We start from the raw sequence: 22,110 nt of genomic DNA, 5'->3' as shown, positions 1-22,110 counted from the left end.
CACCGTCACGTTGCGAGAACGTACTCGATCGCGTACATTGCGGGTCATGAACGCGATCTCCATCACCGAACTGCGCAAAAACCTCGCGGCCGCCGTGGATCGCGTGACGCAGGATCACGACTATACGATCATCACACGCGAGGGCGGAAAGCCCGCCGCTGTGCTCATGTCGCTTGAGGACTTCGCCTCCTGGCAGGAGACGGAGTATCTGCTGCGCAGCCCGGTCAACGCCGCGCGACTGCGTGAGGCCATCGCTGAACTCGATGCCGGCGGCGGACAGGTCCGCGAGCTGATCGAGGAATGAAGCTCACCTTCCAGACACTTGGCTGGGAGGACTACCTTCACTGGCAGGAGACTGACCGGAAGATGCTCCGGAAACTCAACAGCCTGATCAAGGAGTGCCTGCGCACCCCTTTTGAGGGGACCGGCAAGCCGGAACCGTTGAAGGGCGAATTCCGGGGGTGGTGGTCCCGGCGCATCGATCAGGAGCATCGGCTGATCTACCGCGCCACCGAAGACACCTTGCTCATCGCCCAGTGCCGGTACCATTACGTCCGATGACCCGCCTCCACATCCCCCAGCCCCTGTCCCCCGGCGCGGCCCTGGCGCCGACGCTCGACCAGTCACGCTACCTGACGCAGGTGATGCGGCTGAAGGCGGGCGATGACCTCCTGGTGTTCAACGGCGCGGACGGCGAATGGCGCGTCAGCATCGCCGAGGTGCTGAAGAAGGGCGTCGTTCTGAAGGCGGAGGAGAAGGTCCGCGACCAGATCGATCCGCCCGATGTCCACCTGCTGATCGCCACGGTGAAGAAGGCGGCGCTGGAGTTCGCGGTGGAGAAGGCGACCGAACTGGGCGCCGCCCGTATCCGGCTGGTGACCACCGCCCGGACCCAGCCGCAGCACCTGCGCCTCGACCGTCTGGACGCCATCGCCGAGGAGAGCGCCGAACAGACCGGGCGGCTGGACGTGCCGCTGGTGGATGCGCCGGCGAAGCTGGACGCCCTGCTGGACGGTTGGGACGGGTCACGCCGGCTGATGTTCTGCGACGAGACCGGCGGGGCGCCGGCCGTTCCGGCGCTGCAGGCGGTCGGAGCCGGACCTTGGGCCATCCTGATCGGGCCGGAGGGCGGGTTCACACCGGACGAAGGCGAGCGACTGCGCGCCCTGCCTTACGCCACCGCCGTGTCGCTGGGGCCGCGCATCCTGCGGGCCGACACCGCCGCCACCACCGCCCTGACCCTCTGGCAGGCGGCGATCGGCGACTGGGACCGCTAGGGAAATCGACGCCACTCGCGGAAGTCGGACGTCGCCCCTTGAGCAAGCGATGAATACCGCCCATCTAGCCGCGACAGATGGGCTGAAAGAACACCATGGCCGACGCCGCACCGCTTTCCCGGGAAGACCTGATCGGGGCCATGTCGAAGGGCGCCAAGCCGCGCTCCGAATGGCGGATCGGCGCCGAGCACGAGAAGTTCGGTTTCGACCGCTCCACCCTGCGCCGCCCGACCTATGAAGGCCCCAGCGGCATCAAGGCGATGCTGGACGGCCTGACCCGCTTCGGCTGGGACAAGGTCTATGAGGGCGACAACGTCATCGCCCTGGAGCGCAGGAACGGCGAGGGCATGACGGCCTCCATCAGCCTGGAGCCCGGCGGCCAGTTCGAGCTGAGCGGCGCGCCGCTGAAGGATGTTCACGAGATCTGCAACGAAACCGGCCAGCATCTGCTGGAGGTCAAACAGGTCGCCGACCAGCTGAACCTCGGCTTCCTGGGGACCGGCTTCGACCCGATGTGGGCGCGCGAGGACGTGCCGGTCATGCCCAAGGGCCGTTACGGCATCATGCGGGCCTATATGCCGAAGAAGGGCGGGCTGGGCCTCGACATGATGCTGCGCACCTGCACCATCCAGTCGAACCTCGACTTCGAGAGCGAAGCCGACATGGTGGAGAAGTTCCGCGTGTCGCTGGCGCTGCAGCCGATCGCGACGGCCCTGTTCGCCAACAGCCCCTTCACCGAGGGCAAGCCCAACGGCTTCCTGACCGCCCGCGCCAACGTCTGGACCGACACGGATCCGGACCGCACCGGCATGCTGGACTTCGTCTATCAGGACGGCTTCGGCTTCGAGCGCTACGCCGACTATGCGCTGGACGTGCCGATGTATTTCGCCAAGCGCAACGGTCAGTACATCGACCTGTCCGGCCGCTCGTTCCGCAAATTCATGGACGGCAAGCTGGACGATCTGCCCGGCGAGCTGGCGACGATCAAGGACTGGAACGACCATCTGACCACCCTCTTCCCCGAGGTGCGGCTGAAGGCCTATCTGGAAATGCGCGGCGCCGACGGCGGCCCGTGGAGCCGCATCTGCGCGCTGCAGGCCCTCTGGGCCGGCGTGCTGTACGACGCCCCGTCGCAGGCCGCCGCCTGGGATCTGGTCAAGGGCTGGGATATCGCAGACCACGAGCGCCTGCGCCGGGACGTGACCCGTCTGGGCCTGAAGGCCGAGGTCGGCGGCCGCACGGTGCGCGACATCGCCGTCGACATGGTCGCCATCGCCAAACAGGGCCTCAAGAACCGCGCCCGCTTCAGCGGCGGCATGGTCGATGAGCGGGGCTATCTGTCCGAGCTGGAAGACATCGCCGACAGCGGCGTCACCCCGGCGGAGCGCCTGCTGGAGCTCTACAACGGCGACTGGCAGGGCGACCTGACCCGGCTGTACCGCGACTTCGCCTACTAGGTCGTGCCGACCGAGAACGAGCGCAAATACGTCCTGTCCGATCCGGAGGCCGTGCTGGCGCTCTGGCCGCCAGAGGACTGGGATGACGTCCGGCAGGGCTATCTGCCGGGCGACGCGCGCATCCGGCGACGGACGCGGGCCGGGCGCACCACCGAGACCTTCACCTACAAGATCGACGCCGCCGGGCGGCTGGTCGAGATCGAGACGGGGCTGGAGCCGCGCGACTTCGACGACCTGTGGCCGCTGACCACCCGCCGCATCCACAAGCGGCGCCGGGCCATGACCGATGCGCACGGACTGGCGTGGGACATTGACCTGTTCCTTGACCCCCAAGGCCGGTTCTACTTCGCCATGGCCGAATGCGAGATGCCGGAGGGGATGGACGCGCCGGCCGAGGTTCTGCCGGAACTGGCCGGACTGATCGGCTACAGCGTGCCGCGCGACCGACAGACCGAGTTTGTGAACAGCCGGCTGGGCGATCCGGCCTATGTGGCCGCCCTGACCTTCTGATCAGTTCGGCGTCACCAGCCCCTGCAGGCCGACCAGGATGGCGATGACGCCGTAGATGGCCAGCACCAGACCCGCGCCGGCCGAACCGCTGGCGGGCAGGTCGCGACCGGTGCGGCGGCGCAGGTTCAGGCGGTCCCACAGCAGCAGGACGCCGGTGATGATGCCGACGACCTCGAAATGCATGACGCGCGGGCCGCTGATCAGGTGGACGATCAGATACCAGCCGCCCGTGATCAGGGCGGCGACGCCGACCATCCAGCCGAACGGCCCGAGCCTGCGCGCGAAATCGGCGAGCTTGTCCCCCACCGAAGGCAGTCGCGCGAGCAGGCCGATGGCCAGCAGGAAGCCGCCGAGGATGTTCGAGAGGTCGAGCAGAAGAGCGATCATCCTGTCCGAATGTCCGGCCCGCTGCGACGTTCCGCCCGGCAAAGCTCTATGTCGGCAAGGCGTCTTTAACGGTAACAGCCATAGGCTCCGAGCCATACCGGTCCTGAGACGGGAGTCCCGATGAGTTGCGCCGACCCGACGTTCGACTATCCGTCACCGGCCAATGATGAGGGACAGGGCGAGCTGTCGATCTTCTTCGACGCCTCGCTCGATCTTCTGGTTATCCGGGACATCGAGGGCGTCGTGATCCGGGTCAATCCGTCCTGGCAGCGGACCTTGGGCTGGTCGTTGCAGGAGATGGTCGGGACGCGGCTGCTGGATCTGGTGCACCCGGACGACCTGGCCGACACCAGGGCCAGCGCGGTCGAGGTCGAGAACCGCCGCGCCGGGGATCCGGTGCGGGGTCAGATCAACCGCTACCGTCACCGCGACGGCCACTACGTCACGGTCGAGTGGCGGGCGCAGCGAGTCGGCGACCGCGTCTACGGCGTCGCCCGCGACGTGACCGACCGGGTCGCGGCCGAACAGGCGCTGATCGAGGCCAAGGCCGCGGCCGAGGCGGCCAGCGAGGCCAAGTCCGACTTCCTGGCCAATATGAGCCACGAGATCCGCACGCCCCTGAACGGCGTGATCGGCATCGTCGACGCCCTGTCGCGGACCGGCCTGACGCCGGAACAGGCGGAGATGGTCGATCTGATCCGCGGCTCCGGCGTGACGCTGGAGCGGCTGGTGTCCGACATTCTGGACGTCTCCAAGATCGAGGCGGGCCAACTGGATCTGGAATCGCGCGCCTTCGATCTGGACGAGGCGCTGGAGCCGGTCTGCGTGATGCAGGCCCGCGCCGAGGACAAGGGTCTGAGCTTCACGCTGAACCGCGCCCCCGAGGCGCACGGCGCCTTCATCGGCGACAGCACCCGCATCCGTCAGGTGCTGGGCAACCTGCTGTCCAACGCCATCAAATTCACGCCGCACGGCGGCATCACGGTCGATATCGCGGTCGAGGCCGCGGGCGGTCTGGCGATCACCATCACGGATACGGGGATCGGCTTTGACGCCGGTCACGCCGCCCGCCTGTTCGAGCGCTTCAACCAGGCGGATGGCACGATCACCCGTCGCTTCGGGGGCACCGGTCTGGGCCTGTCGATCTGCCGCTCGCTGGTGGAGATGATGGGCGGCGAAATCCGCGCGCGCTCCACGCCCGGTCAGGGCAGCTGCTTCCACTTCACCGTGCCGCTGCAACGCAGCGGGACAAGCCTCGATGCCGGCGCCGCGCCCATGCCGATGATGGCCCGCGCCCTGCGCGTCCTGCTGGCCGAGGACCATCCGACCAACCAGCGCGTCGTCCAGCTGATCCTTCAGGGACAGGGCGTGGAGGTCCTGATCGTCGAGGACGGGGCCGCCGCCGTGGCGGCCTTCCAGGCGGACGACTTCGATCTGGTGCTGATGGACATGCAGATGCCGGTGATGGACGGCCTGACCGCCACCCGCGCCATCCGCGCCGCCGAGGCCGCCACGCCGCAACGCCCGCGCATCCCCATCGTCATGTTGAGCGCCAACGCCATGGCGGAACACCGGGCCGAGGGCGCGCTCGCCGGCGCCGACGGCCACATCGCCAAGCCGATCACCGCCTCCAGCCTGCTGGCCGGCATGCAGGCCGCGCTGGACGCATAAGGGTCGGTGACGCGCGGCGCGGCGCCGCCTATGGTGGCGCTTCGGGTCATCGTCGGGGGGCGGGCATGAGCGCGTTCGAGTTCTTCTTCAGCTTCTACGGCCTGGTCCTGGGCCTGTCGGTCGCGGTCATCGCCACCGGCGCGGCGCGGGCGTTCAAGCATCGCAAGACCGTGCGCGTCGGCTGGAAGACCCCGCTGCTGGCCGTGTTCGCCGCCTTCGACATCGCCACCTTCTGGGACGCCGCCTGGACCAATCTGGGTCAGGCCCCCTACAGCTACGGGATGCTGATCGCCGGGCTGGCGGTGGCGATCGTCTATTTCATCGCGGCCAACCTGATCTTCCCCGAGCCGGAAGACGACGCGACCAGCCTCGACCAGCATTTCGTCGCCAACAAGCGGGCGGTCCTGCTGCTGCTGACCTTGGCCAATGTCCTGATGGTGGCGCTGTGCCTGTTCATCCTGGCCGGCAAGCCGGGCTTCGCGATCATGGCCACCGGCTACGCCTTCAACTTCCTGTTCTATCTGGCGCTGGTCATTCCGGCCGCCCTGACGAAGCGCGCCTGGATATTCGCCACGACGATGGGCGTGCACATCGCCGTCTATCTGATCCTCGCGGTTTTCAGCGTCGCGCAACCGCACCTGATGGCGGGGGCGGCCGCAGGCGCGGCGCCGACACAGCCGGAAGCCGCCAGCCCGGCGTCATAATTTGACAAGGATTGCCATCAGGAAGACCCTCACCGGATGGCCACCATGAACATCTCCCTGCCCGACCAGATGAAGCAGTGGGTCGAGGACCAGACGAAGGACGGGCGCTACGCCAACTCGTCCGACGTCATCCGCGACCTGATCCGCCGCGAGCAGATCAAGGCCGAGAAGATCGCGCATATGCAGCGGCTGATCGACGAGGCCTATGCGTCGGGGATCAGCGAGAAATCCCTCAACGACATTTTCGCCGACGCGCGTGCGGAGGCTTTGACCCACCTGAAAACCCACGCGACCTGAGTGCCTCGTCTGGCTATCTCCGAAGCGGCGACGGCGGATATCCGCGCGCATTACCGCAAGGGGATGGAGATGTTCGGCGTCCGGCAAGCCGATGACTACGCAACCGGGCTTCGCGAGACCATCCGACGTCTGGCCGACTTCCCTCGCAGCGCGGCGGAACAGTCAGGCTTTCGACAGAGCGTCCGGATTGCGCCGTACCGCTCGCACATGATCGTCTACACTGCGAACGACGAAGAGGTTCATATCCTGCGGGTCAGACATGCGGCCGAGGACTGGGCTAAAGACCCGATTGGAGAACACCGTTGACCCACCCCATTCGCGTCGGCATCGGCGGCTGGACGTTCGAGCCCTGGCGCGGCGTCTTCTATCCGGAGAAGCTGAGCCAGAAGAAGGAGCTGGCCTACGCCAGCGAGAAGCTGACCTCGATCGAGATCAACGGCACCTATTATTCCGGCTTCAAGATCGACACCTGGATGAAGTGGCGCGACGAGACGCCGGACGATTTCGTATTCGCGGTGAAGGCCAGCCGGTTCTGCACCAACCGGAAAGTCCTGTCCGAGGGCGGCGAGAGCTTCGAGCGCTTCCTGGATCAGGGGCTGACGGCGCTGGGCGACAAGCTGGGGCCGATCAACTGGCAGTTCATGGCCACCAAGAAGTTCGATCCGGTCGATTTCGAGGGCTTCCTCAAGCTGTTGCCCAAGGAGAAGGACGGGGTCCGGCTGCGTCACGCGCTGGAGGTCCGCAGCCCGACCTTCGACACGCAGCAGTTCTACGACCTGGCCGAGACATACGGCTGCGCCATCGTCTATGCCGAGGACGACGAAGAACCGACCTGGCCGAAGATCGACCGGCCGACCGCGGACTTCACCTATGCCCGCCTGATGTCGAGCAAGCCCGACGAACCGACCGGCATGACCGCCGCCGAACTGGATGCGATCGCCAAACAGACGAAGGCGTGGGCCAAGCGGGGCGACGTGTTCGCCTACTTCATCGCCGGGGCCAAGGTGCGCAATCCGGCGGCGGCGCAGGCCCTGATCGCCAAACTGGGCTGAGGCGAACCGGTAAAGCTGCGTAACCGCGCCTTCCCGAGCCACGCCGGGCGGGCTAAAGCATATCGACGGCAGGCGACCCGACAGAGGTCGCCGCTCCAGGAAACAAAGGGAAGCTCATATGGCTCGCGTCGCACTGGTGACGGGTGGAACCCGCGGTATCGGCAAGGCCATCGTGCAGCGGCTGAAGGAGGATGGCCTTCTGGTGGCCGCCGGCTATTCCGGCAATGTCGAGGCCGCCGAAGCCACCGCGCGCGAACTGGGCGTCATGGTGGTGAAGGGCAATGTCGGCTCCTACGAGGACTGCGCCCGCGCCGTCGCCGACGTGGAGGCCGAACTGGGCCCCATCGACGTGCTGATCAACAACGCCGGCATCACCCGCGACGGCTTCTTCCACAAGATGAGCGCCGACCAGTGGTCCGACGTGATCCGGGTCAATATGGACAGCGTCTTCAACATGACGCGCCAGGTGATCAACGGCATGCGCGACCGGGGCTTCGGCCGCATCGTCAACATCTCGTCGATCAACGGCCAGAAGGGCCAGATCGGCCAGACCAACTATTCCGCCGCCAAGGCCGGCATGATCGGCTTCACCAAGGCGCTGGCGCTGGAGAACGCGCGCAAGGGCGTGACGGTCAACTGCATCGCCCCCGGATATATCGACACCGAAATGGTCGGCGCCATGGACGAGAAGGTGCTGGCGGGAATCGTCGCCCAGATCCCGGTCGGAAGGCTCGGAAAAGGCGAGGAAATCGCCGACATGGTCTCCTGGCTGTCCGGAGAGCGTGCCGGATATGTCACAGGCTGCACCCTGTCGCTGAACGGCGGTCAGTATCTGGTCGGGTGATCCGGTCCCTGCCCAAAATCCGCCGCGTGGCAGTTCCACCTGTATCGGCATGAAGTTGACGGTGAAGGTCAGGACGGCGCGAACGCCGCTTCAGACTGCGATGGCCAGCGCCGTCGCGGCCGCCGCCCTGCTTTCGCTGACCGTCACCGAGGTCCAGGCGCAGGAGCGCGGCAACGCCCAGGCCGAACAGAGCCAGTCGCTCCGCAACCGGGGCGGCGGCAGCAGCCGCACCCTGCCCCCGGTCGGCCGATATGTGTCCGAATCCGGCGAGGCCTTCACCCTGGATCGCTCGGGCCAGCGTCCGCTGCTGCGTTTCGACCGTCGGGACGAGACCTGGGTGCTGCGCCCCAGCCCGGCCCCGCGCGGCGACATCATCTATCGCAACGACGCCGGTCAGCAGATCCTGCGCATGACGGCCGGTGGGGGGATGACGGTCTTCACGGCCCGCGCGCCCAGCGGCTCTCCTGCCTCCTTCACAGGCGTGGGCGAGAACCTGGCCCAGCCCTCGCTCGGCCCGGCCCAGCTGTTCCAATTGATGACCCGCCGCAGCGCCATGGTCAGCCAGAGCGTCGGCCGCCTGATCGAAATCAACATCGACACCGACGGAGAGGCCGAGGGGTTGACGGTTGAGGCCCTGATCGTCTCCACCGACGCCGTGCTGCGGGTCGCCCGTTCGCCCGGCGGCCGCTCGTCGCTCAACCAGTTGCGCCGGATCGTCATCCTTCAAGGCAGCGTCGCCACCGTCAGCTATACGCGCGGGGAGTTGCGGATCGTGGTCGCGCCGCTTCAGGGTGTGGCGGGCCGTCCATCATCGGCACGGGTGATCCGCGCCTTCCTGCCGCAGAACCCGCCTAGCCGGTAAAGCCGTCCTTGGCCGCGCGCCGGGCCGCGAAGTCCGCCGCGTCCGTGGCGCGCAGGAAGGGGTTGAAGGCCTTTTCCGCCCCGATGGTCGTCGGGACCGTAGGCTCGCCCCGCTCCCGCATTGCGAAGATGTCCGCCGCCCGCGCCTGCATCTCCGGGCGGTCATCGAGGCTGAGGGCGAAACGGGCGTTGGCCGCGGTGTATTCGTGGGCGCACCAGATCACCGTCTCGTCGGGCCAGGCGGCCAGGGTCTGAAGACTGGCCCACATCTGTTCGGGCGTGCCCTCGAACAGGCGGCCACAGCCGAGGTTGAACAGCACGTCGCCTACGAAGGCGAGGCCGTCCGACGGGGCGTGATAGACGATATGGCCGAGGGTGTGGCCGGGTGCGTCCGACACCTCCAGCACCGTCTCGCCCAGCCTGACCGTATCGCCGCCGCGCACCACGCGGTCCAGCGGCGCCGCCTTGCGCACCTCTTCCGGCCCGATGATCTCGCAGCCCGTCGCCGCCTTCAGCGCCGCATTGCCCTGGGTATGATCCGGGTGCCAGTGGGTGTTCAGGATCAGGTCCAGCCGCCCCCACCCGGCCCGCTCCAGCTCCGCCAGAACGGCGTCGGCGTCGGGCGTGTCGACCGTGGCCACGGTCCCGGTCGCGTCGTCGCGGACCAGGAAGCCATAGTTGTCGTTGAGGCAGGGGAAGAGGCGGACTTGCAGCGTCATGACGCCATTCTGGCAGCGGCCCGTCCGTGGGTCTATGCTGGGATCATGCGGCGCAGCATCGAAGACCTTCGACTGTTCTACGGCGAACCGGCCGGCCGGCTGGCGCGACGCCTGCTGGCCCGACGACTGCAGGACGCCTGGGGCGAGGCCGCCAACTGCGACGTGCTGGGCATAGGCTATGCCACGCCCTGGCTGGACGCCTTCGTCGGCGCGCGCCGGGTGGTGGCGGCCATGCCGGGCGGACAGGGCGTGGAGCTGTGGCCGCAGGCGGGCAAGAACCGCACCGTGCTGGTCGACGACCGCCGCCTGCCCTTCGCCGCCGGATCGTTTGATCGCATCCTGATGGTGCACGCGCTCGAGGAGGCTGACGACGCCCAGGCCCTGATGCTGGAGGCCGTGCGGGCGCTGGCGCCGACGGGCCGGATCATCCTGATCGCGGCGGCCCGCGGCGGGCTGTGGGCGCGGTCGGAGAACACCCCGTTCGGCCACGGCCGCCCCTTCACCCGTCGCCAGCTGGAGCGGCTGGTGCGTGAGGCCGGGCTGGAGCCGACCGCCAGGTCGCAGACCCTGTATGTGCCGCCCTGGGGGCCGCTGCTGCCGCTGGCGGACGGACTGGAAACGCTGGGCAAGTCGATCATGCCGGGCGCGGCGGGCGTCATCCTGCTGGAAGCCACGCGTCAGGCCTATGCCCGTGCGCGCCCCGGCGGGGCGGTCGCCACGGCCCCCGTCCGGACCCCGGCCCTGCAGCCTCAGCCCGCGTCACGGGCCGCCTCACGCGCCCGCCGCGACGGCGTCGGGTGATCTGGCGAAATGGCTCGAACACCCGTAAAGGCGGGCCATGCAGCGATTGATCCTGATGCGTCACGCCGAAGCGGAACGGGCGAGCGGCTCCGGCCGTGATCGCGACCGCGATCTGTCGGCGCGCGGGCGCAGCGACGCCGCCCTGATGGGCCGCGCCCTGGCGGCGAAGGGCGTGCGCCCGGACCTGGCGCTGGTGTCCCCCGCCAACCGCACGCAGCAGACCTGGGATCTGGTCCACGACGCCATGGGCGATGTCCAGGTGCGCGGCGGCGAGCCCCTCTACAACGGCTCCGCCGACACCCTGCGCCGCGCCGTCGAGGGCGTGGAGGACGAGGCGGGCTGTCTGCTGGTGGTGGCGCACAATCCGGGCATCCATCTGCTGGCCGTCGAATATCTGACCGAAAGCGCCGCCTCTCCGTCCGTGCTGGACCGGATGAGCGGCGGCTTCCCGCCGGGGGCGGCGGCCCTCTTCACCGTCGATGTCGCCGGTCGCCCGACCTTCGAGGGCTTCCTGCAGCCGCGCGACATCTCCGAATGAGCGACGTCGCCTTCAAACTGGTCGATCGCGCCGAGTGGGAGGCCGCCCGCGCCGCCGGCGCCTATGCCGGCTCCGCCGTCGATCTGGCGGACGGCTACATCCACATGTCCAGCGCGGCCCAGCTGGCCGAGACGGCGCGCCGCCACTATCGCGGACGCACCGATCTGGTGCTGGTGACCGTGGACCTGACGGCGCTCGGCGAGGCGCTGAAATGGGAGGCGTCGCGCGGCGGCGACCTGTTCCCGCATCTGTTCGCCCCCCTGCCCCTGTCCGCCGCGCGGGAAGAGCGCGGCCTGTCGGTGGATGCGGACGGCGTCGTGCGGTTCGACGATGGAGCGATCGGATGGGGCTGACCGACATCGGCGCGGCCCTGCTGCGCACCCTCGACCCCGAGACGGCGCACCAGCTGGCGATCAAGGCCCTGCAGGTAGCGCCCCTGCCCGCCCCGCCGGCGGACGATCCCATACTGCACACCCGGCTGGTCGGGCTGGACCTGCCCAATCCGGTCGGTCTGGCGGCGGGGCTGGACAAGAACGGGGAGGCCCTGCACGGGCTGGCGCGACTGGGGTTCGGCTTTCTGGAGTGCGGCTCGGTGACGCCGCTGGCCCAGCCGGGCAATCCCAGACCCCGCCTGTTCCGGCTGTATGAGGACCGGGCGATCATCAACCGGATGGGCTTCAACAACGCCGGGCTGGAGGCCTTCGCCGACCGTCTGGCGCACCGCCCGAAGACGGCGGTGGTCGGCGCCAACCTCGGGGCCAACAAGGACACCGAGGACAAGGCCGCGGACTATGTGAAGGGTCTGATGCGGCTGAAGGGGCTGGCGGACTATGTCACCGTCAACGTCTCGTCGCCCAACACCCCGGGCCTGCGCGCCCTGCAGGGGCGGGCGGCGCTGGATGACCTGCTGGGCCGTCTGGCCGCCGCGCGGGGTGACGACCCGACCCCGGTCTTCCTGAAGATCGCGCCGGACCTGACCGGTCAGGAGATCGGCATGATCGTCGAGGCCAGTCTCGACCACGGGCTGGACGCCCTGATCGTGTCCAACACCACGCTCGATCGTCCGGACAGCCTGCGCTCGCCGCACAGGGACGAGGCCGGCGGCCTGTCGGGCGCACCGTTGCGGGCGCGGGCGCTGGACGCCCTGCGCGCCGCCGCTGACGCCTCGGCCGGACGCCTGCCCCTGATCGCCGTGGGCGGCATCGACAGCGGCGCCGAGGCCTGGGCCCGGATTCGCGCCGGCGCCTCGGCGATCCAGATCTATTCCGCCCTGATCTACGAAGGCCCCGGACTGGTCGCCCGCATCAAGCGGGAGCTGGCCGAACGGCTGCGCGCGGACGGGTTCTCCACAGTGTCCGAGGCCGTCGGAACCGCCCGTTGACGGAGCGTTAGGGCAGACGCGTCATTCTGGCGGGAAGGGCAAACAGGCCCATTCCCTGAGGAGACGCATGGCGAACGTCAGCGCCGCCAGCACCGAGCCGGTGACCGATCCGTGGGTCACCGCCATCCGCCAGCGCCGCAAGGCGCTGTTGCAACGCCTCGGCATGGCCGCGGCGAGCGCCCTCGTCTTCAGCCCCCTGATCGGCTGGGACATCAGCGCGGGCTGGATGCTGGGCTATTTCCTGATCCAGGCGCTCGATCTGTGGGTATTCGGCCCGATCATCGGCGGCCGCGCGCAGAAGCTGACCGGCTTCCGCGCCTTCGCGGGCCATGTCCTGCTGGTCGCCAACGCCAGCTATTTCGGCAGCCTGTCCGTCCCGCTCTGGCTGGTCGGCGGTGCGATGGGCGGCGTCTGCGCGGCCCTGCTGCTGTCCGCGGGGGCCATCTATTCGATGATCAACGCACCGCGTTCGCGCCGGGTGCTGATCCTGACGGTGATGCCGCAGTTCCTTTATCTGACGTCCATCCCCTTCTTCATGGCCACATTCGGGGCCTCGACCGGCTTCGTCACCGCCGCCGCCATCGCCGTGGGCGTCTTCATCACCTACTGCCTCTCGACCTGGCAGCGCATGAACGAGGCCCGCACCGCCGAAAGCGCCGCCCGGATCGAGGCCGAGCGGGAGCGTCAGGACGCCATCCGCATCATGGAGGGTCGCAGCGCCTTCCTGGCCGCCGTCGGCCACGACCTGCGCACGCCCATCACCGCCATCCTGACCGGAGCCGCCGAGCTGGAGCGCGGCGCGACCGACAGCTCCGCCCGCGCCCATGCCCGACTGATCAACGACGCGGGCTTCATGATGAAGGCCCTGCTGGACGATCTGCTGGATCACGCCAAGCTGGAAGCCGGTCATATGACGGTGGACGCCGTCGATTTCGACCTGCGTGAACTGTTGAACCAGACGGTCCGTCTGTGGCGCGGTCCGGTGCGGGCCAAGGGCCTCAAATTCCGCGTCGAGGGCGCGGCGACCATGCCGGCCTCGGTGCGTGGCGACCCGATGCGTCTGCGTCAGGTCCTGAACAACCTGATCTCCAACGCGGTGAAATTCACCGCGACCGGCGCGATCACCCTGCGCCTGAACGGCTGGGCGGAAGAGCCCGGCGGCCATGCGATCCTGATCGAGGTCGCCGACACCGGCCCCGGGATGACGGCCGCCCAGGTGGCGCGCCTGTTCACCCCCTTCGACCAGATCCTGGACGGCGTCAGCGCCCGCCACGGCGGCACCGGACTGGGCCTGTCCATCAGCCAGCAACTGGCCGAGCTGATGGGCGGCCGCCTGACCGCGCGCAGCCGTCCGGGCGAAGGCGCCCGCTTCACCCTGGCCCTGCGACTGGCGCCGGGCGAGATGACGGAAGCCGTCACCCCCGGACTGGATCAGGAAAGCCGCGACGCCGTCGCTCGCGTGCTGGCCGACCGTCACCCCTCGGCGGTTGCGCCGCGCCCGCTGGACGCCCGCCCGGCGCCGGCGCCCGTTCCCGCGCCCGAGCCTATCGAAGCGGGAGAGGCGATCCTCGCGGACGAGGGCGAATATGACGAGGACGAGGGGCGTCCCATGCGGGTGCTGGTGGTCGACGACCACGACATCAACCGTCGCGCCATCCAGCTGATCCTGCAGCCGCTCGGCTGCGACATCGCCACCGCCGCCGACGGCATGGCGGCGCTGAAAATCTGCGAGCAGACCGCCTTCGACCTGATCTTCATGGACGTGCGGATGCCCGAGCTGGACGGGCGCGAGACGACGAAGCGTATCCGGGCGGGCCACGGCCCGAATGCGAACGTGCCGATCATCGCCGTGACCGCCGACACCGCCCCGGAAGACATCGCCGCCTGCACGGCCGCGGGCATGACCTATTTCGTGCCCAAGCCGATCACGCCGCCGATGCTGCTGGGGGCCATCACCCATGTGATGACCATGGCCCCGGATCAGGGCGTCGCAGGGTCTGAAGAGATCGAGACCGCCGCCGCCTGACCCCGCACGGCCGCCAGCAGGCGATCGGGAAAGTCGGCGGACTTCATCGCGCACTCCCAGACGGTGACGACACGCCATCCGGCAACCGAGAGAGCCTCCGCGTTGGCGGCGTCGCGTGTGCGATTGCGATCGATCTTGGCGATCCAGTAGTCGGCGTTGGCCTTGGGCTGTCGCGCGCCGCGCGAGCAGCTGTGCCCATGCCAGAAACAGCCGTGAACGAAGACGACCGTGCGCCGCCCCCGCATCACCAGATCCGGCCGTCCCGGCAGACCGGCGCCGCCGAGGCGATAGCCGATCCCGGCCGTGCGCAGGATGCGGCGCACGGCCAGTTCAGGCGTGGTGTCCTTCCCCTTCACGCGCCGCATGACGGCGCTGCGTTGCTCGGGGGTGAAGACGTCGGTCACGGGAGGACCGTGCTCATGACCGCGTCACGAGCGGTAGCGCCTAGAGCTGCGCCAGCAGATGCTCGGCCGACGAGACCTTGAACTCGCCGCCCTGTTCGATGTTGAGCTGCTCGACCACGCCGTCCTTGACCAGCATCGAATAGCGTTGCGAACGCTCGCCCATGCCGAAGCCCTTGGCGTCCAGCGCCAGGCCGATCTGGCGGGTGAAGTCGCCGTTGCCGTCGGCCAGCATCAGGATGTCGTCCTTGCCGATGCCCTGGCTGTCGGCCCAGGCGCCCATGACGAAGGCGTCGTTGACCGAGACACAGGCGATGGTGTCGACGCCCTTGCCGGCCAGGGCTTCACGGTTGTCCTTGAACCCCGGCAGGTGGCGGGCCGAGCAGGTCGGGGTGAAGGCGCCGGGAACGGCGAACAGGGCCACCGTCTTGCCGGCGAAGATGTCGTCCGTGGTGACCGGCTTGGGGCCGTCATCGGTGGCGCGGGTCAGGTTGGCCGAGGGAATGCGGTCGCCGATCTGGACGGTCATGGGCAGGCTCCAAGAGGAAGGTGAGGATCAAACTCCCGCACCAGATAGGCGTTGCCGGGGGCGCCGCCAACCGCCGATCACGCGCCTGCGTCGTCCGGCGTCCTTGCGCGGCCCGTCCCGCGTACCGATGATAAGGTCATGGACGACTTCCAATCCCTCGTCGGCCGCCTGCTGGTGGCCATGCCCGGCATCAGCGACCCGCGCTTCGAGCATGCGGTGATCCTGGTCTGCGCCCACGGCCCGGACCACGCCATGGGCCTGCGGCTGGACCGGCCCGCGCCCGGCGTGGACCTGAAGGACGTGCTGGAGAAGCTGGCGACGCCCGCCCCCGGCGACGCGTCCCTGCGCAAGGTGCTGGTCGGCGGACCGGTGGAGCGCGAGCGCGGCTTTGTCCTGCACACCGACGACTGGATGATGGAGGACGCCTCCATGCCCTTCGGCGCGGGGCTGGCCATGACCGGCACGCGCGAGGCTCTGGCGGCCATGGTCGACCCGCTCAAGGGGCCGAAACAGTCGATCCTGCTGCTCGGCTATGCGGGCTGGGGCGACGGTCAGCTGGAAGATGAGCTGGGCGAGAACGTCTGGCTCACCGCCGACGCCGACCCGGGCCTGATCTTCGACACCGACTACGACGCCAAATGGGCGCGGGCGGTGGCGACGCTGGGCGTCGATCCGGGGCAGCTGTCAGGGCAGGCGGGAAGGGCCTGAGTTGAGGAAGTCCCGACAGGCTTCGAGCATCTGATACTCATGAGGGCTCTGTAGACCGACCCAGTAGGGCGCGACCTCGACCACCTCTTCCATGAATGGAATCCGTGAGTGGCGCGTGATGACCGCCACCAGGCCTTCATCGCGGTCAATGATCGCGCACCAGAGAGTGGAGCGTCTGCTCCCCCATGGGGCCTCCACCATCTTCGTCATCGTCGCCCCGCCCGCGACGTTCGCCACGGCGGCTTTCGCGAGTTTGCGCTCTGCGTAGGGGCTGTAGAGAATCGATCCTCCGGCGATGCCGAGGGCCAATATGATCGTCACGATCAACTGGATCGGCTTCTCCGGCTTTTTCAAGCCGACCTTGCCTTGATCGGCGCCGTGCCGTCGGCCAGCGACTCGTTCAGATAGACCTCGGCCTCCTGCGCGGGCAGAGCCTGGGCGTAGCCGAAGCCCTGACCGTAGTGGCACTGGGCGTCCAGTAGCAGTTTGGCCAGGCCCGCGTTCTCGACGCCTTCGGCGACGACTTCCAGCGACAGGTCGCGGCCCAGGTTGACGACCGATTTGACGATCTTGGCCGAGCCCTCGTCCTTGTCCATGGTCAGGACGAAATAGCGGTCGATCTTCAGCGTATCGAACGGCAGCTTGGCCAGATAGCTGAGCGACGAGAAGCCGGTGCCGAAATCGTCCAGCGCCAAGGAAGCGCCGACGTCGCGAAGCTTCTTCAGCGTCTCGGCGGCGCGGGTGGTGTCGCGCATGATATCGCCTTCGGTGACCTCCAGCTTCAGCGCGCCCTTGGGCAGGCCGGCGTCGCTGATGATGCGGGCCACGTCCTCGACCAGATTGGGCCGCTCGATCTCGCCGACCGACAGGTTGACGCTGCAGAACAGCTTGCCCGCCGACGGGTGCCGCCCCAGCCATTCCGCCAGTTGCCGCGCGGACTCGGTCATCATCAACAGGCCCAGGTCGTTCATCAGGCCCATCTCGTCGGCCAGGCCCAGGAACTCGTCCGGCGGCACCAGACCGCGTTTGGGGTGACGCCAGCGGGCCAGGGCCTCGAACCCCGCCACCGCGCCGGTATTGAGGTTCACGATGGGCTGGTAGAAGGGCTCGATCTCGCCGCGCACGAAGGCGTTGCGCAGGTCGGCTTCGAGGGCCAGCCGGGACAGGCTGTCGCTCTCCAGCGCCCGGCCATAGGCGGCGATGCCGCCGCGTCCCGCGGTCTTGGCCTGTTCCACCGCCAGTTCGACCCGGCGCAGCAGTTCGGCGGGATCGGCGGCGTCGGGGCCGCCCTCGACGGTCACGCCGCCGATGGAGACGGTCGGATAGATGTCGAAGCCCGCCACGCGCAGCGGCTGCTCCAGCGCCTCACGCAGGCGTTCGGAGGCCGCCGAGGCGCCGCGCGGCACCAGGATGGCGAACTCGTCCTCGCCGATGCGGGCGGCGTTGGAATCGTGCGGGAAGGCGGCGTTCAGGCGCGAGCCCAGCGCGGCCAGCACCAGATCGGCCCGCTCATGCCCCAGCGCCTCGTTCAGCCGGCGCAGGCGGTCCACATCGGCCACCACCAGTTCGAACTCGCCCATCTGCGTCAGGGCCTCGCCCGCCCGCGACAGGAAGGTGCGGCGGTCCAGCAGGCCGGTCAGGTGGTCGCGGTGCGAGGCGGCGAACTTGGTCTCCAGCGCCACCACCCCGGCGGCGCGCAGCCCGTCCTCCAGCCAGACGCCGCGCCAGATGCAGGTCTCGGAATCGCGCATGCGCAGGCGAACGGCGACCTCGGTCCCCTCCTCCTGCGGCTTCAGAATCTTTTCAGCCAGCGACCGGTCCTGCGGAATGGCCACGGCGGTGAAGGCCGCGCCCGAGCATTCCGGGGCCAGCGGACCCAGACCCAGCGCCCGCGTGGCGCCGGTGAAGCGCATCTGATCGTCGGCGGGCGTCCAGATCCACAGGGCGGTGTCCGCCGCCGCCAACGCCTCAATGGCGGTGGTCGCATCCCAGGCCAGACTTCTGGAGCGAGTATTCACGCGCCGCGGTTCTCCGGTGCTCGGCTCAGCCGGCGCGCCCGGCCCCGTCATTCACGCAGCCGAACAGAAGATGGTCTGCCCAAGCGCCGTTAATTTTAAGATAAGCCCGCGCCCGGCCCTCATGCTCGAAGCCCGCCTTTTCCAGCACCCGGCGCGAGGCCGTGTTGTGCGGGACGCAGGCCGCCTCGACCCGGTGCAGCTTCAGGTCCCCGAACGCAAAGCCGACCAGGGCGCGAACGGCGGCGGTGGCCAGCCCCCGTCCGGCGAACGGACGACCGATCCAGTAGCCGACCGTTCCCGTGTCGGCGACGCCACGCCGGACGTTCGACAGGGTGATCGCCCCCACCAGGGTGCGGCCGTGGTCCGTGAAGATGAAGAAGGGCCAGGCGTTTCCGGCGTCCAGCTCGCGCTGATAGATGGCCAGCCGCCGCTTGTAGGCCGCGCGGGTCAGGTCGTCCTCGGGCCAGAGCGGCTCCCACGGCTGGAGATAGTCGTAGGACGCCTCGCGCAGCATGGCCCAGACGTCGTGGTCGGAGGCGCGCGGCGAGCGCAGGATGACCCCCTCGCCCTCCACCACGGGACCGCCCGCGTCACTGATCCAGTCCAGAAGCGCCATGCCCTAAACTAGCCCCGTCGCGCTCAGCCGAACAAGGCGGCGCGGAACGCCGCGCCCGCCGGAGCCGCCGCCCTCGGCCCCAGCACCGCCGTGGCGGCCTTGCCGGGCGTCAGGCAGGCGGCGGCGGCGTCGCGGACGTCGTCGGCGGTCTGGGCCAGGGCGCGGTCGGCCATGGTCTGGGAGGCGATGGGCGCGCCGAACAGCAGGACCTGGGCCGCCGCCCGGCCCGCGCGCGACGCCGGGCTTTCGTCCGACATCCACAGGCCCGCGTTCATCACCGCCTTGGCGCGCGACAGTTCCTTGTCGGTCGGCCCGCCCTCGGCCAGCGCCTTCAGCTCGGCGGCGCAGACCTGGGCCAGCTCCACCGCCCGGTCCGCCGAGGCGCCCGAATAGATGCCCAGGATGCCCGCATTCTCATACGGCTCGTGATAGGCGTCGATGGCGTAGGCCAGCCCCCGCTCCTCGCGCGCGCTCTGGAACAGGCGCGAGGCCATGCCGCCGCCGAGGATTTCGGTCATCAGCCGCGTCGCCGCATAGGCCGGGTCGTGGGCCGAGGGCGCGGGCAGCTGGAAGACAATGTTGGCCTGTTCGATGCGCCGCGTCAGGGCCGCGTCGCCGCCGGTGAAGACGGGGGTGTCCGGCGCCTCCGCCGGGGTCGCGACCTGATCGCCGAACCAGCGCTCGGCCAGGGCCAGAAGCTCCGTCTCGTCCACCGCGCCCGACGCCGCGACCACCATGCGGTCCGGCGAATAGAGCCGGGCGCGCCAGGCGCCGATGGTCGTCCGGTCGATCGGTTTCAGGCTGGCGACGGAGCCGAGGATGGGCCGCCCCAGCGGCTGGTCCGTGAAGGCGCGGGTCTGGGCCATTTCGAAGACGTGGTCGTCGGGCGTGTCGAAGGCCTCGGCGATCTCCTGTGCGACGACATCCTTCTCGCGGACGATTTCGGCGGCATCGAGGGTCGGCCGGAAGACGAGATCCGACAGCACCTGCATGGCCAGCGGCAGGGAGCCTTCCAGCGCGCGGATCTCGAAACTGGTCCGCTCATAGCCGGTGGCGGCGTTGATGGAGCCGCCCTCGGCCTCTATCCGCTCCACAATCTCGCGCGCGCCCATGTCGCCCGCGCCCTTGAACACCAGATGTTCGAGGCAGTGCGACCAGCCGGACGTGGCCGCGCTTTCCCATTTGGCGCCGCCGCGCACGGCGACGGTCAGGGCCAAGGTGCGCAGACCGGGCATCGGATCGCAGACGATGCGGACGCCGTTGGACAGGGTGTGCAGGGTGGCGGTCAGGAGGGGCTCTTTTCAGGCGTCGGGGCGCTCAGCTTGCGCCGGAGCAGGGCGATGTAGAAACCCGCCAGCGCCAGCGCCAGCCCGAACCAGGTCAGGGCATAGCCGAAATGATTGTTGGAGAAGGCCGCGGGCGGGGCCGAGGGCTGCAGCGCGGGCCACTCCGGATTGCTCGAGGTCAGGGCGTAGAGGGTCCAAGGCGCGACCGGGCCGGTGACGTTCAGGGCGCGCGCCATGGCGGCGGTGTCGCGGGCGTAGAAATGGATGCCGGTGGAGGGGGCGGACATCGGACCGGGCGGCGGGGTATGGCGCAGCTCGACCGTCAGGGTGACCGGCGCGTCCGACGACCCGACCGGCGGCCGCGTCGACACGGTGTCGGGGACAAAGCCCCGGTCAATCAGCCAGGTCTCCGCCGAACCCTCGGGCCGACAGGCGGAGACCAGACGCACGCCGACCTGGGACTCCTGCACGGTCTGCAGTTCGACGAAGGGCGCGGAGGCCAGACCGGGACAGGTCAGGGTCGCCTTGCGGAACTCGGGATCGGCGGCGGCCAGCGCGGCGGACAGGGGCTGCGGCGGCAACGCCGCGGCGGCCTCCGCCTCGGCGATCAGGGCCTCTTTCCACTGCAGGCGCTGCACCTGCCAGACGCCCAGCGACAGCAGCAGGACCAGCGCCAGACCCGAGGCGATGGTCAGCCCCCAGGGGAAGCGGTTGCGGGTCTCAGCCATGGGTGGACTGTCCGGACTTGTTGCGCATCTGCAAGGCGATCATCACGCCCTTGCCCGGCCGCATCAGGCCGATCGACAGGCCCGCCACCAGCGGCAGGGTGATCAGCAGCAGCAGCCAGATCGGCGGGTTCCAGGCGATCATCGCGTACAGGGCGCCGAAGACGACGATGCCGCCCGCGATCTGCATGATGAAGATGGCCGCGCCGTCGCCGGTGTTCAGGCGGCTGTAGTCGAAGCCGCAGGCCTCGCACCGGTCCACCACCTTGAGGAAGCCCGCATAGAGCGGACCGCGCCCGCAGTTGGGGCAGCGGCAAAGCAGACCGGCGCGGATCGGGTCGATCCGCGCCGGTTGAAGATCATGCCCTGTGGGGCCTTCGCTCACCCGAAGGTGACGTAGACGAAGGCGAACAGGAACAGCCAGACCACGTCGACGAAATGCCAGTACCAGGCGGCGGCCTCGAAGCCGAAATGCTTGTCCTTGGTGAACTGGCCGGCCAGCAGGCGCAGCAGGCAGACCGCCAGGAAGATAGTGCCGATCAGGACGTGGAAACCGTGGAAGCCGGTCGCCATGAAGAAGATCGAACCGTACAGGCCCGAGTTGATGGCCTCTTCGTTGAAGAAGAGGTTCTCGTGCAGGATGTGCTGGTACTCATAGGCCTGAACGGCGGTGAACAGCACGCCCAGGGCCACGGTGATGATCAGGCCCAGTTTCGTGGCCTTGCGGTCGCCCTGCGCCAGCGCGTGGTGCGCCCAGGTCACCGTCGTGCCCGACAGCAGCAGGATGACGGTGTTCAGCAGCGGCAGCTGCCAGGCGTCCAGCGTCTCGATGCCCTTCGGCGGCCAGGTCGACCAGGCCTTGGCGGTGTCCGCCCAGGCGCCGACTTCCGGAATGTGGGTGCGGGCCTCGTTGAAGAGGCTCATCTCGAAGAAGACCCAGAAGAAGGCCACGAAGAACATCACTTCCGAAGCGATGAACAGCAGCATGCCGTAGCGCAGGCCGATCTGGACGACCGGGGTGTGATCCCCCGCGCGGCTTTCCTTGATGACGTCCGCCCACCAGCCGAACATCGCGACCAGAACGCCGGCCAGACCGACGAAGAACAGGATCTTGTCGCCCTTGGCCAGAAGGGCGCCGGTGACGGTGCCGGCCTCGGCCGGGGCCAGACCCTTCATCCACACCACGGCGCCGACCATCATGATGGTCACGGCGATGGAGGACACCAGAGGCCAGGGGCTCGGGTTGACCAGGTGATAGTCGTGATGCGGTTTCGCGTGGGCGTCGGCCATCTGTATCTCTTG

At 68.8% G+C, this 22,110-nt stretch carries 29 protein-coding genes; 18 read left to right on the top strand and 11 right to left on the bottom strand.

All coding sequences use genetic code 11. The features are described 5' to 3' along the window. Window positions 1-46: 46 nt before the first annotated feature. From ACW174_RS08990 to ACW174_RS08970, 5 genes are all read left to right on the top strand, one after another. A complete protein-coding gene (locus ACW174_RS08990; RefSeq protein WP_492014089.1) occupies window positions 47-304 on the top strand; it encodes a type II toxin-antitoxin system Phd/YefM family antitoxin in 258 nt (85 codons plus the stop codon). Then, window positions 301-561, top strand: coding sequence for a Txe/YoeB family addiction module toxin (locus ACW174_RS08985; protein WP_492014088.1), 261 nt, complete (start codon window positions 301-303; stop codon window positions 559-561). The genes ACW174_RS08990 and ACW174_RS08985 overlap by 4 nt, the downstream gene beginning before the upstream one ends. Next, on the top strand, window positions 558-1,277 hold the full coding sequence (locus ACW174_RS08980; protein WP_492014087.1) for a 16S rRNA (uracil(1498)-N(3))-methyltransferase: 720 nt from the start codon (window positions 558-560) through the stop codon (window positions 1,275-1,277). The genes ACW174_RS08985 and ACW174_RS08980 overlap by 4 nt, the downstream gene beginning before the upstream one ends. A gap of 95 nt (window positions 1,278-1,372) precedes the next feature. After that, a complete protein-coding gene (locus ACW174_RS08975) occupies window positions 1,373-2,734 on the top strand; it encodes a glutamate--cysteine ligase (RefSeq protein WP_492014086.1) in 1,362 nt (453 codons plus the stop codon). Between the two features lie 3 nt (window positions 2,735-2,737). After that, window positions 2,738-3,244 carry a CYTH domain-containing protein gene (locus tag ACW174_RS08970; protein ID WP_492014085.1) on the top strand — a complete coding sequence of 169 codons (507 nt, stop codon included), beginning with the start codon at window positions 2,738-2,740 and terminating at the stop codon, window positions 3,242-3,244. Here the strand turns inward: ACW174_RS08970 and ACW174_RS08965 are convergent, their stop codons facing one another. After that, the gene (locus tag ACW174_RS08965) at window positions 3,245-3,631 is read right to left on the bottom strand and encodes a hypothetical protein (protein WP_492014084.1); all 387 of its coding nucleotides are present in this window, start codon (window positions 3,629-3,631) and stop codon (window positions 3,245-3,247) included. It abuts the gene before it with no gap. A gap of 120 nt (window positions 3,632-3,751) precedes the next feature. Between ACW174_RS08965 and ACW174_RS08960 the strand changes: the two genes are divergently transcribed. The 7 genes from ACW174_RS08960 (at window position 3,752) to ACW174_RS08930 (ending at window position 9,061) form a co-directional block, all read left to right on the top strand. Further along, window positions 3,752-5,302 carry a PAS domain-containing hybrid sensor histidine kinase/response regulator gene (locus ACW174_RS08960; protein ID WP_492014083.1) on the top strand — a complete coding sequence of 517 codons (1,551 nt, stop codon included), beginning with the start codon at window positions 3,752-3,754 and terminating at the stop codon, window positions 5,300-5,302. A gap of 65 nt (window positions 5,303-5,367) precedes the next feature. Further along, window positions 5,368-6,006 carry a hypothetical protein gene (locus tag ACW174_RS08955; RefSeq protein WP_492014082.1) on the top strand — a complete coding sequence of 213 codons (639 nt, stop codon included), beginning with the start codon at window positions 5,368-5,370 and terminating at the stop codon, window positions 6,004-6,006. Window positions 6,007-6,042: 36 nt separating this feature from the next. Then, window positions 6,043-6,303, top strand: a complete 261-nt coding sequence (locus ACW174_RS08950) for a type II toxin-antitoxin system ParD family antitoxin (RefSeq protein ID WP_492014081.1) — start codon at window positions 6,043-6,045, stop codon at window positions 6,301-6,303. Further along, window positions 6,304-6,609 carry a type II toxin-antitoxin system RelE/ParE family toxin gene (locus ACW174_RS08945; protein WP_492014080.1) on the top strand — a complete coding sequence of 102 codons (306 nt, stop codon included), beginning with the start codon at window positions 6,304-6,306 and terminating at the stop codon, window positions 6,607-6,609. Beyond that, window positions 6,606-7,355 (top strand): DUF72 domain-containing protein, encoded by a 750-nt coding sequence (locus ACW174_RS08940; RefSeq protein WP_492014079.1) that lies wholly within the window; start codon window positions 6,606-6,608, stop codon window positions 7,353-7,355. Before ACW174_RS08945 ends, ACW174_RS08940 begins: the two co-directional genes overlap by 4 nt. 118 nt (window positions 7,356-7,473) lie before the next feature. After that, the gene (gene phbB / locus ACW174_RS08935) at window positions 7,474-8,199 is read left to right on the top strand and encodes an acetoacetyl-CoA reductase (protein ID WP_492014078.1); all 726 of its coding nucleotides are present in this window, start codon (window positions 7,474-7,476) and stop codon (window positions 8,197-8,199) included. 100 nt (window positions 8,200-8,299) lie between these two features. After that, complete coding sequence (locus ACW174_RS08930; RefSeq protein ID WP_492014077.1) at window positions 8,300-9,061, top strand: DUF4908 domain-containing protein; 762 nt, start codon at window positions 8,300-8,302, stop codon at window positions 9,059-9,061. Here the strand turns inward: ACW174_RS08930 and gloB are convergent. Further along, on the bottom strand, window positions 9,051-9,779 hold the full coding sequence (gene gloB / locus ACW174_RS08925) for a hydroxyacylglutathione hydrolase (protein ID WP_492014076.1): 729 nt from the start codon (window positions 9,777-9,779) through the stop codon (window positions 9,051-9,053). The two genes, ACW174_RS08930 and gloB, sit on opposite strands and share 11 nt — an antisense overlap. 45 nt (window positions 9,780-9,824) lie before the next feature. Here gloB and ACW174_RS08920 point away from each other — a divergent pair, with 45 nt between their 5' ends. From ACW174_RS08920 to ACW174_RS08900, 5 genes are all read left to right on the top strand, one after another. Then, window positions 9,825-10,580 carry a class I SAM-dependent methyltransferase gene (locus ACW174_RS08920; protein ID WP_492014075.1) on the top strand — a complete coding sequence of 252 codons (756 nt, stop codon included), beginning with the start codon at window positions 9,825-9,827 and terminating at the stop codon, window positions 10,578-10,580. A gap of 37 nt (window positions 10,581-10,617) precedes the next feature. After that, the gene (locus tag ACW174_RS08915; protein ID WP_492014074.1) at window positions 10,618-11,118 is read left to right on the top strand and encodes a SixA phosphatase family protein; all 501 of its coding nucleotides are present in this window, start codon (window positions 10,618-10,620) and stop codon (window positions 11,116-11,118) included. Then, a complete protein-coding gene (locus tag ACW174_RS08910) occupies window positions 11,115-11,471 on the top strand; it encodes a DUF952 domain-containing protein (RefSeq protein ID WP_492014073.1) in 357 nt (118 codons plus the stop codon). The genes ACW174_RS08915 and ACW174_RS08910 overlap by 4 nt, the downstream gene beginning before the upstream one ends. After that, complete coding sequence (locus tag ACW174_RS08905) at window positions 11,462-12,499, top strand: quinone-dependent dihydroorotate dehydrogenase (protein WP_492014072.1); 1,038 nt, start codon at window positions 11,462-11,464, stop codon at window positions 12,497-12,499. Before ACW174_RS08910 ends, ACW174_RS08905 begins: the two co-directional genes overlap by 10 nt. A gap of 67 nt (window positions 12,500-12,566) precedes the next feature. Next, the gene (locus ACW174_RS08900) at window positions 12,567-14,525 is read left to right on the top strand and encodes an ATP-binding protein (protein WP_492014071.1); all 1,959 of its coding nucleotides are present in this window, start codon (window positions 12,567-12,569) and stop codon (window positions 14,523-14,525) included. Here ACW174_RS08900 and ACW174_RS08895 read toward each other — a convergent pair. Both ACW174_RS08895 and ACW174_RS08890 read right to left on the bottom strand, forming a co-directional pair. After that, window positions 14,480-14,929 (bottom strand): very short patch repair endonuclease, encoded by a 450-nt coding sequence (locus ACW174_RS08895; RefSeq protein WP_492014070.1) that lies wholly within the window; start codon window positions 14,927-14,929, stop codon window positions 14,480-14,482. The two genes, ACW174_RS08900 and ACW174_RS08895, sit on opposite strands and share 46 nt — an antisense overlap. Window positions 14,930-14,969: 40 nt before the next feature. Then, entirely contained in the window at window positions 14,970-15,455 is a 486-nt protein-coding gene (locus tag ACW174_RS08890) for a peroxiredoxin (protein WP_492014069.1), read from the bottom strand. Window positions 15,456-15,593: 138 nt separating this feature from the next. On the opposite strand from ACW174_RS08890, the gene ACW174_RS08885 reads away from it, so the two are divergent. Then, window positions 15,594-16,163, top strand: a complete 570-nt coding sequence (locus ACW174_RS08885; protein WP_492014068.1) for a YqgE/AlgH family protein — start codon at window positions 15,594-15,596, stop codon at window positions 16,161-16,163. Here the strand turns inward: ACW174_RS08885 and ACW174_RS08880 are convergent. The 7 genes from ACW174_RS08880 to ACW174_RS08850 are packed head-to-tail and all read right to left on the bottom strand — an operon-like array spanning window position 16,140 to window position 22,098. After that, the gene (locus ACW174_RS08880) at window positions 16,140-16,517 is read right to left on the bottom strand and encodes a hypothetical protein (RefSeq protein ID WP_492014067.1); all 378 of its coding nucleotides are present in this window, start codon (window positions 16,515-16,517) and stop codon (window positions 16,140-16,142) included. The genes ACW174_RS08885 and ACW174_RS08880 overlap by 24 nt on opposite strands. Continuing rightward, on the bottom strand, window positions 16,514-18,181 hold the full coding sequence (locus tag ACW174_RS08875; RefSeq protein ID WP_492014066.1) for a putative bifunctional diguanylate cyclase/phosphodiesterase: 1,668 nt from the start codon (window positions 18,179-18,181) through the stop codon (window positions 16,514-16,516). The genes ACW174_RS08880 and ACW174_RS08875 overlap by 4 nt, the downstream gene beginning before the upstream one ends. Window positions 18,182-18,206: 25 nt before the next feature. After that, complete coding sequence (locus tag ACW174_RS08870; protein ID WP_492014065.1) at window positions 18,207-18,797, bottom strand: GNAT family N-acetyltransferase; 591 nt, start codon at window positions 18,795-18,797, stop codon at window positions 18,207-18,209. Window positions 18,798-18,820: 23 nt separating this feature from the next. Next, entirely contained in the window at window positions 18,821-20,032 is a 1,212-nt protein-coding gene (locus ACW174_RS08865) for a M16 family metallopeptidase (RefSeq protein ID WP_492014064.1), read from the bottom strand. Between the two features lie 50 nt (window positions 20,033-20,082). Continuing rightward, entirely contained in the window at window positions 20,083-20,811 is a 729-nt protein-coding gene (locus ACW174_RS08860; protein ID WP_492014063.1) for an SURF1 family protein, read from the bottom strand. Further along, window positions 20,804-21,193, bottom strand: coding sequence for a DUF983 domain-containing protein (locus tag ACW174_RS08855; RefSeq protein WP_492014062.1), 390 nt, complete (start codon window positions 21,191-21,193; stop codon window positions 20,804-20,806). Before ACW174_RS08855 ends, ACW174_RS08860 begins: the two co-directional genes overlap by 8 nt. Next, window positions 21,190-22,098 (bottom strand): cytochrome c oxidase subunit 3, encoded by a 909-nt coding sequence (locus ACW174_RS08850; RefSeq protein WP_492014061.1) that lies wholly within the window; start codon window positions 22,096-22,098, stop codon window positions 21,190-21,192. Before ACW174_RS08850 ends, ACW174_RS08855 begins: the two co-directional genes overlap by 4 nt. Window positions 22,099-22,110 lie beyond the last annotated feature (12 nt).

The organism is Brevundimonas sp. AVps31 (genome assembly GCF_058681355.1).
Note: the sequence above shows the minus strand (reverse complement) of the source record. Positions and strands in the feature narration are given on the sequence as shown.

Coding starts and splice junctions, on each gene's coding strand:
- ACW174_RS08990 (WP_492014089.1), top strand. CDS start 47: ATGAACGCGATCTCCATCACCGAACTGCGCAAAAACCTCGCGGCCGCC.
- ACW174_RS08985 (WP_492014088.1), top strand. CDS start 301: ATGAAGCTCACCTTCCAGACACTTGGCTGGGAGGACTACCTTCACTGG.
- ACW174_RS08980 (WP_492014087.1), top strand. CDS start 558: ATGACCCGCCTCCACATCCCCCAGCCCCTGTCCCCCGGCGCGGCCCTG.
- ACW174_RS08975 (WP_492014086.1), top strand. CDS start 1,373: ATGGCCGACGCCGCACCGCTTTCCCGGGAAGACCTGATCGGGGCCATG.
- ACW174_RS08965 (WP_492014084.1), bottom strand. CDS start 3,631: ATGATCGCTCTTCTGCTCGACCTCTCGAACATCCTCGGCGGCTTCCTG.
- ACW174_RS08960 (WP_492014083.1), top strand. CDS start 3,752: ATGAGTTGCGCCGACCCGACGTTCGACTATCCGTCACCGGCCAATGAT.
- ACW174_RS08955 (WP_492014082.1), top strand. CDS start 5,368: ATGAGCGCGTTCGAGTTCTTCTTCAGCTTCTACGGCCTGGTCCTGGGC.
- ACW174_RS08950 (WP_492014081.1), top strand. CDS start 6,043: ATGGCCACCATGAACATCTCCCTGCCCGACCAGATGAAGCAGTGGGTC.
- phbB (WP_492014078.1), top strand. CDS start 7,474: ATGGCTCGCGTCGCACTGGTGACGGGTGGAACCCGCGGTATCGGCAAG.
- ACW174_RS08930 (WP_492014077.1), top strand. CDS start 8,300: ATGGCCAGCGCCGTCGCGGCCGCCGCCCTGCTTTCGCTGACCGTCACC.
- gloB (WP_492014076.1), bottom strand. CDS start 9,779: ATGACGCTGCAAGTCCGCCTCTTCCCCTGCCTCAACGACAACTATGGC.
- ACW174_RS08920 (WP_492014075.1), top strand. CDS start 9,825: ATGCGGCGCAGCATCGAAGACCTTCGACTGTTCTACGGCGAACCGGCC.
- ACW174_RS08915 (WP_492014074.1), top strand. CDS start 10,618: ATGCAGCGATTGATCCTGATGCGTCACGCCGAAGCGGAACGGGCGAGC.
- ACW174_RS08910 (WP_492014073.1), top strand. CDS start 11,115: ATGAGCGACGTCGCCTTCAAACTGGTCGATCGCGCCGAGTGGGAGGCC.
- ACW174_RS08905 (WP_492014072.1), top strand. CDS start 11,462: ATGGGGCTGACCGACATCGGCGCGGCCCTGCTGCGCACCCTCGACCCC.
- ACW174_RS08900 (WP_492014071.1), top strand. CDS start 12,567: ATGGCGAACGTCAGCGCCGCCAGCACCGAGCCGGTGACCGATCCGTGG.
- ACW174_RS08890 (WP_492014069.1), bottom strand. CDS start 15,455: ATGACCGTCCAGATCGGCGACCGCATTCCCTCGGCCAACCTGACCCGC.
- ACW174_RS08885 (WP_492014068.1), top strand. CDS start 15,594: ATGGACGACTTCCAATCCCTCGTCGGCCGCCTGCTGGTGGCCATGCCC.
- ACW174_RS08870 (WP_492014065.1), bottom strand. CDS start 18,797: ATGGCGCTTCTGGACTGGATCAGTGACGCGGGCGGTCCCGTGGTGGAG.
- ACW174_RS08865 (WP_492014064.1), bottom strand. CDS start 20,032: ATGCCCGGTCTGCGCACCTTGGCCCTGACCGTCGCCGTGCGCGGCGGC.
- ACW174_RS08860 (WP_492014063.1), bottom strand. CDS start 20,811: ATGGCTGAGACCCGCAACCGCTTCCCCTGGGGGCTGACCATCGCCTCG.
- ACW174_RS08850 (WP_492014061.1), bottom strand. CDS start 22,098: ATGGCCGACGCCCACGCGAAACCGCATCACGACTATCACCTGGTCAAC.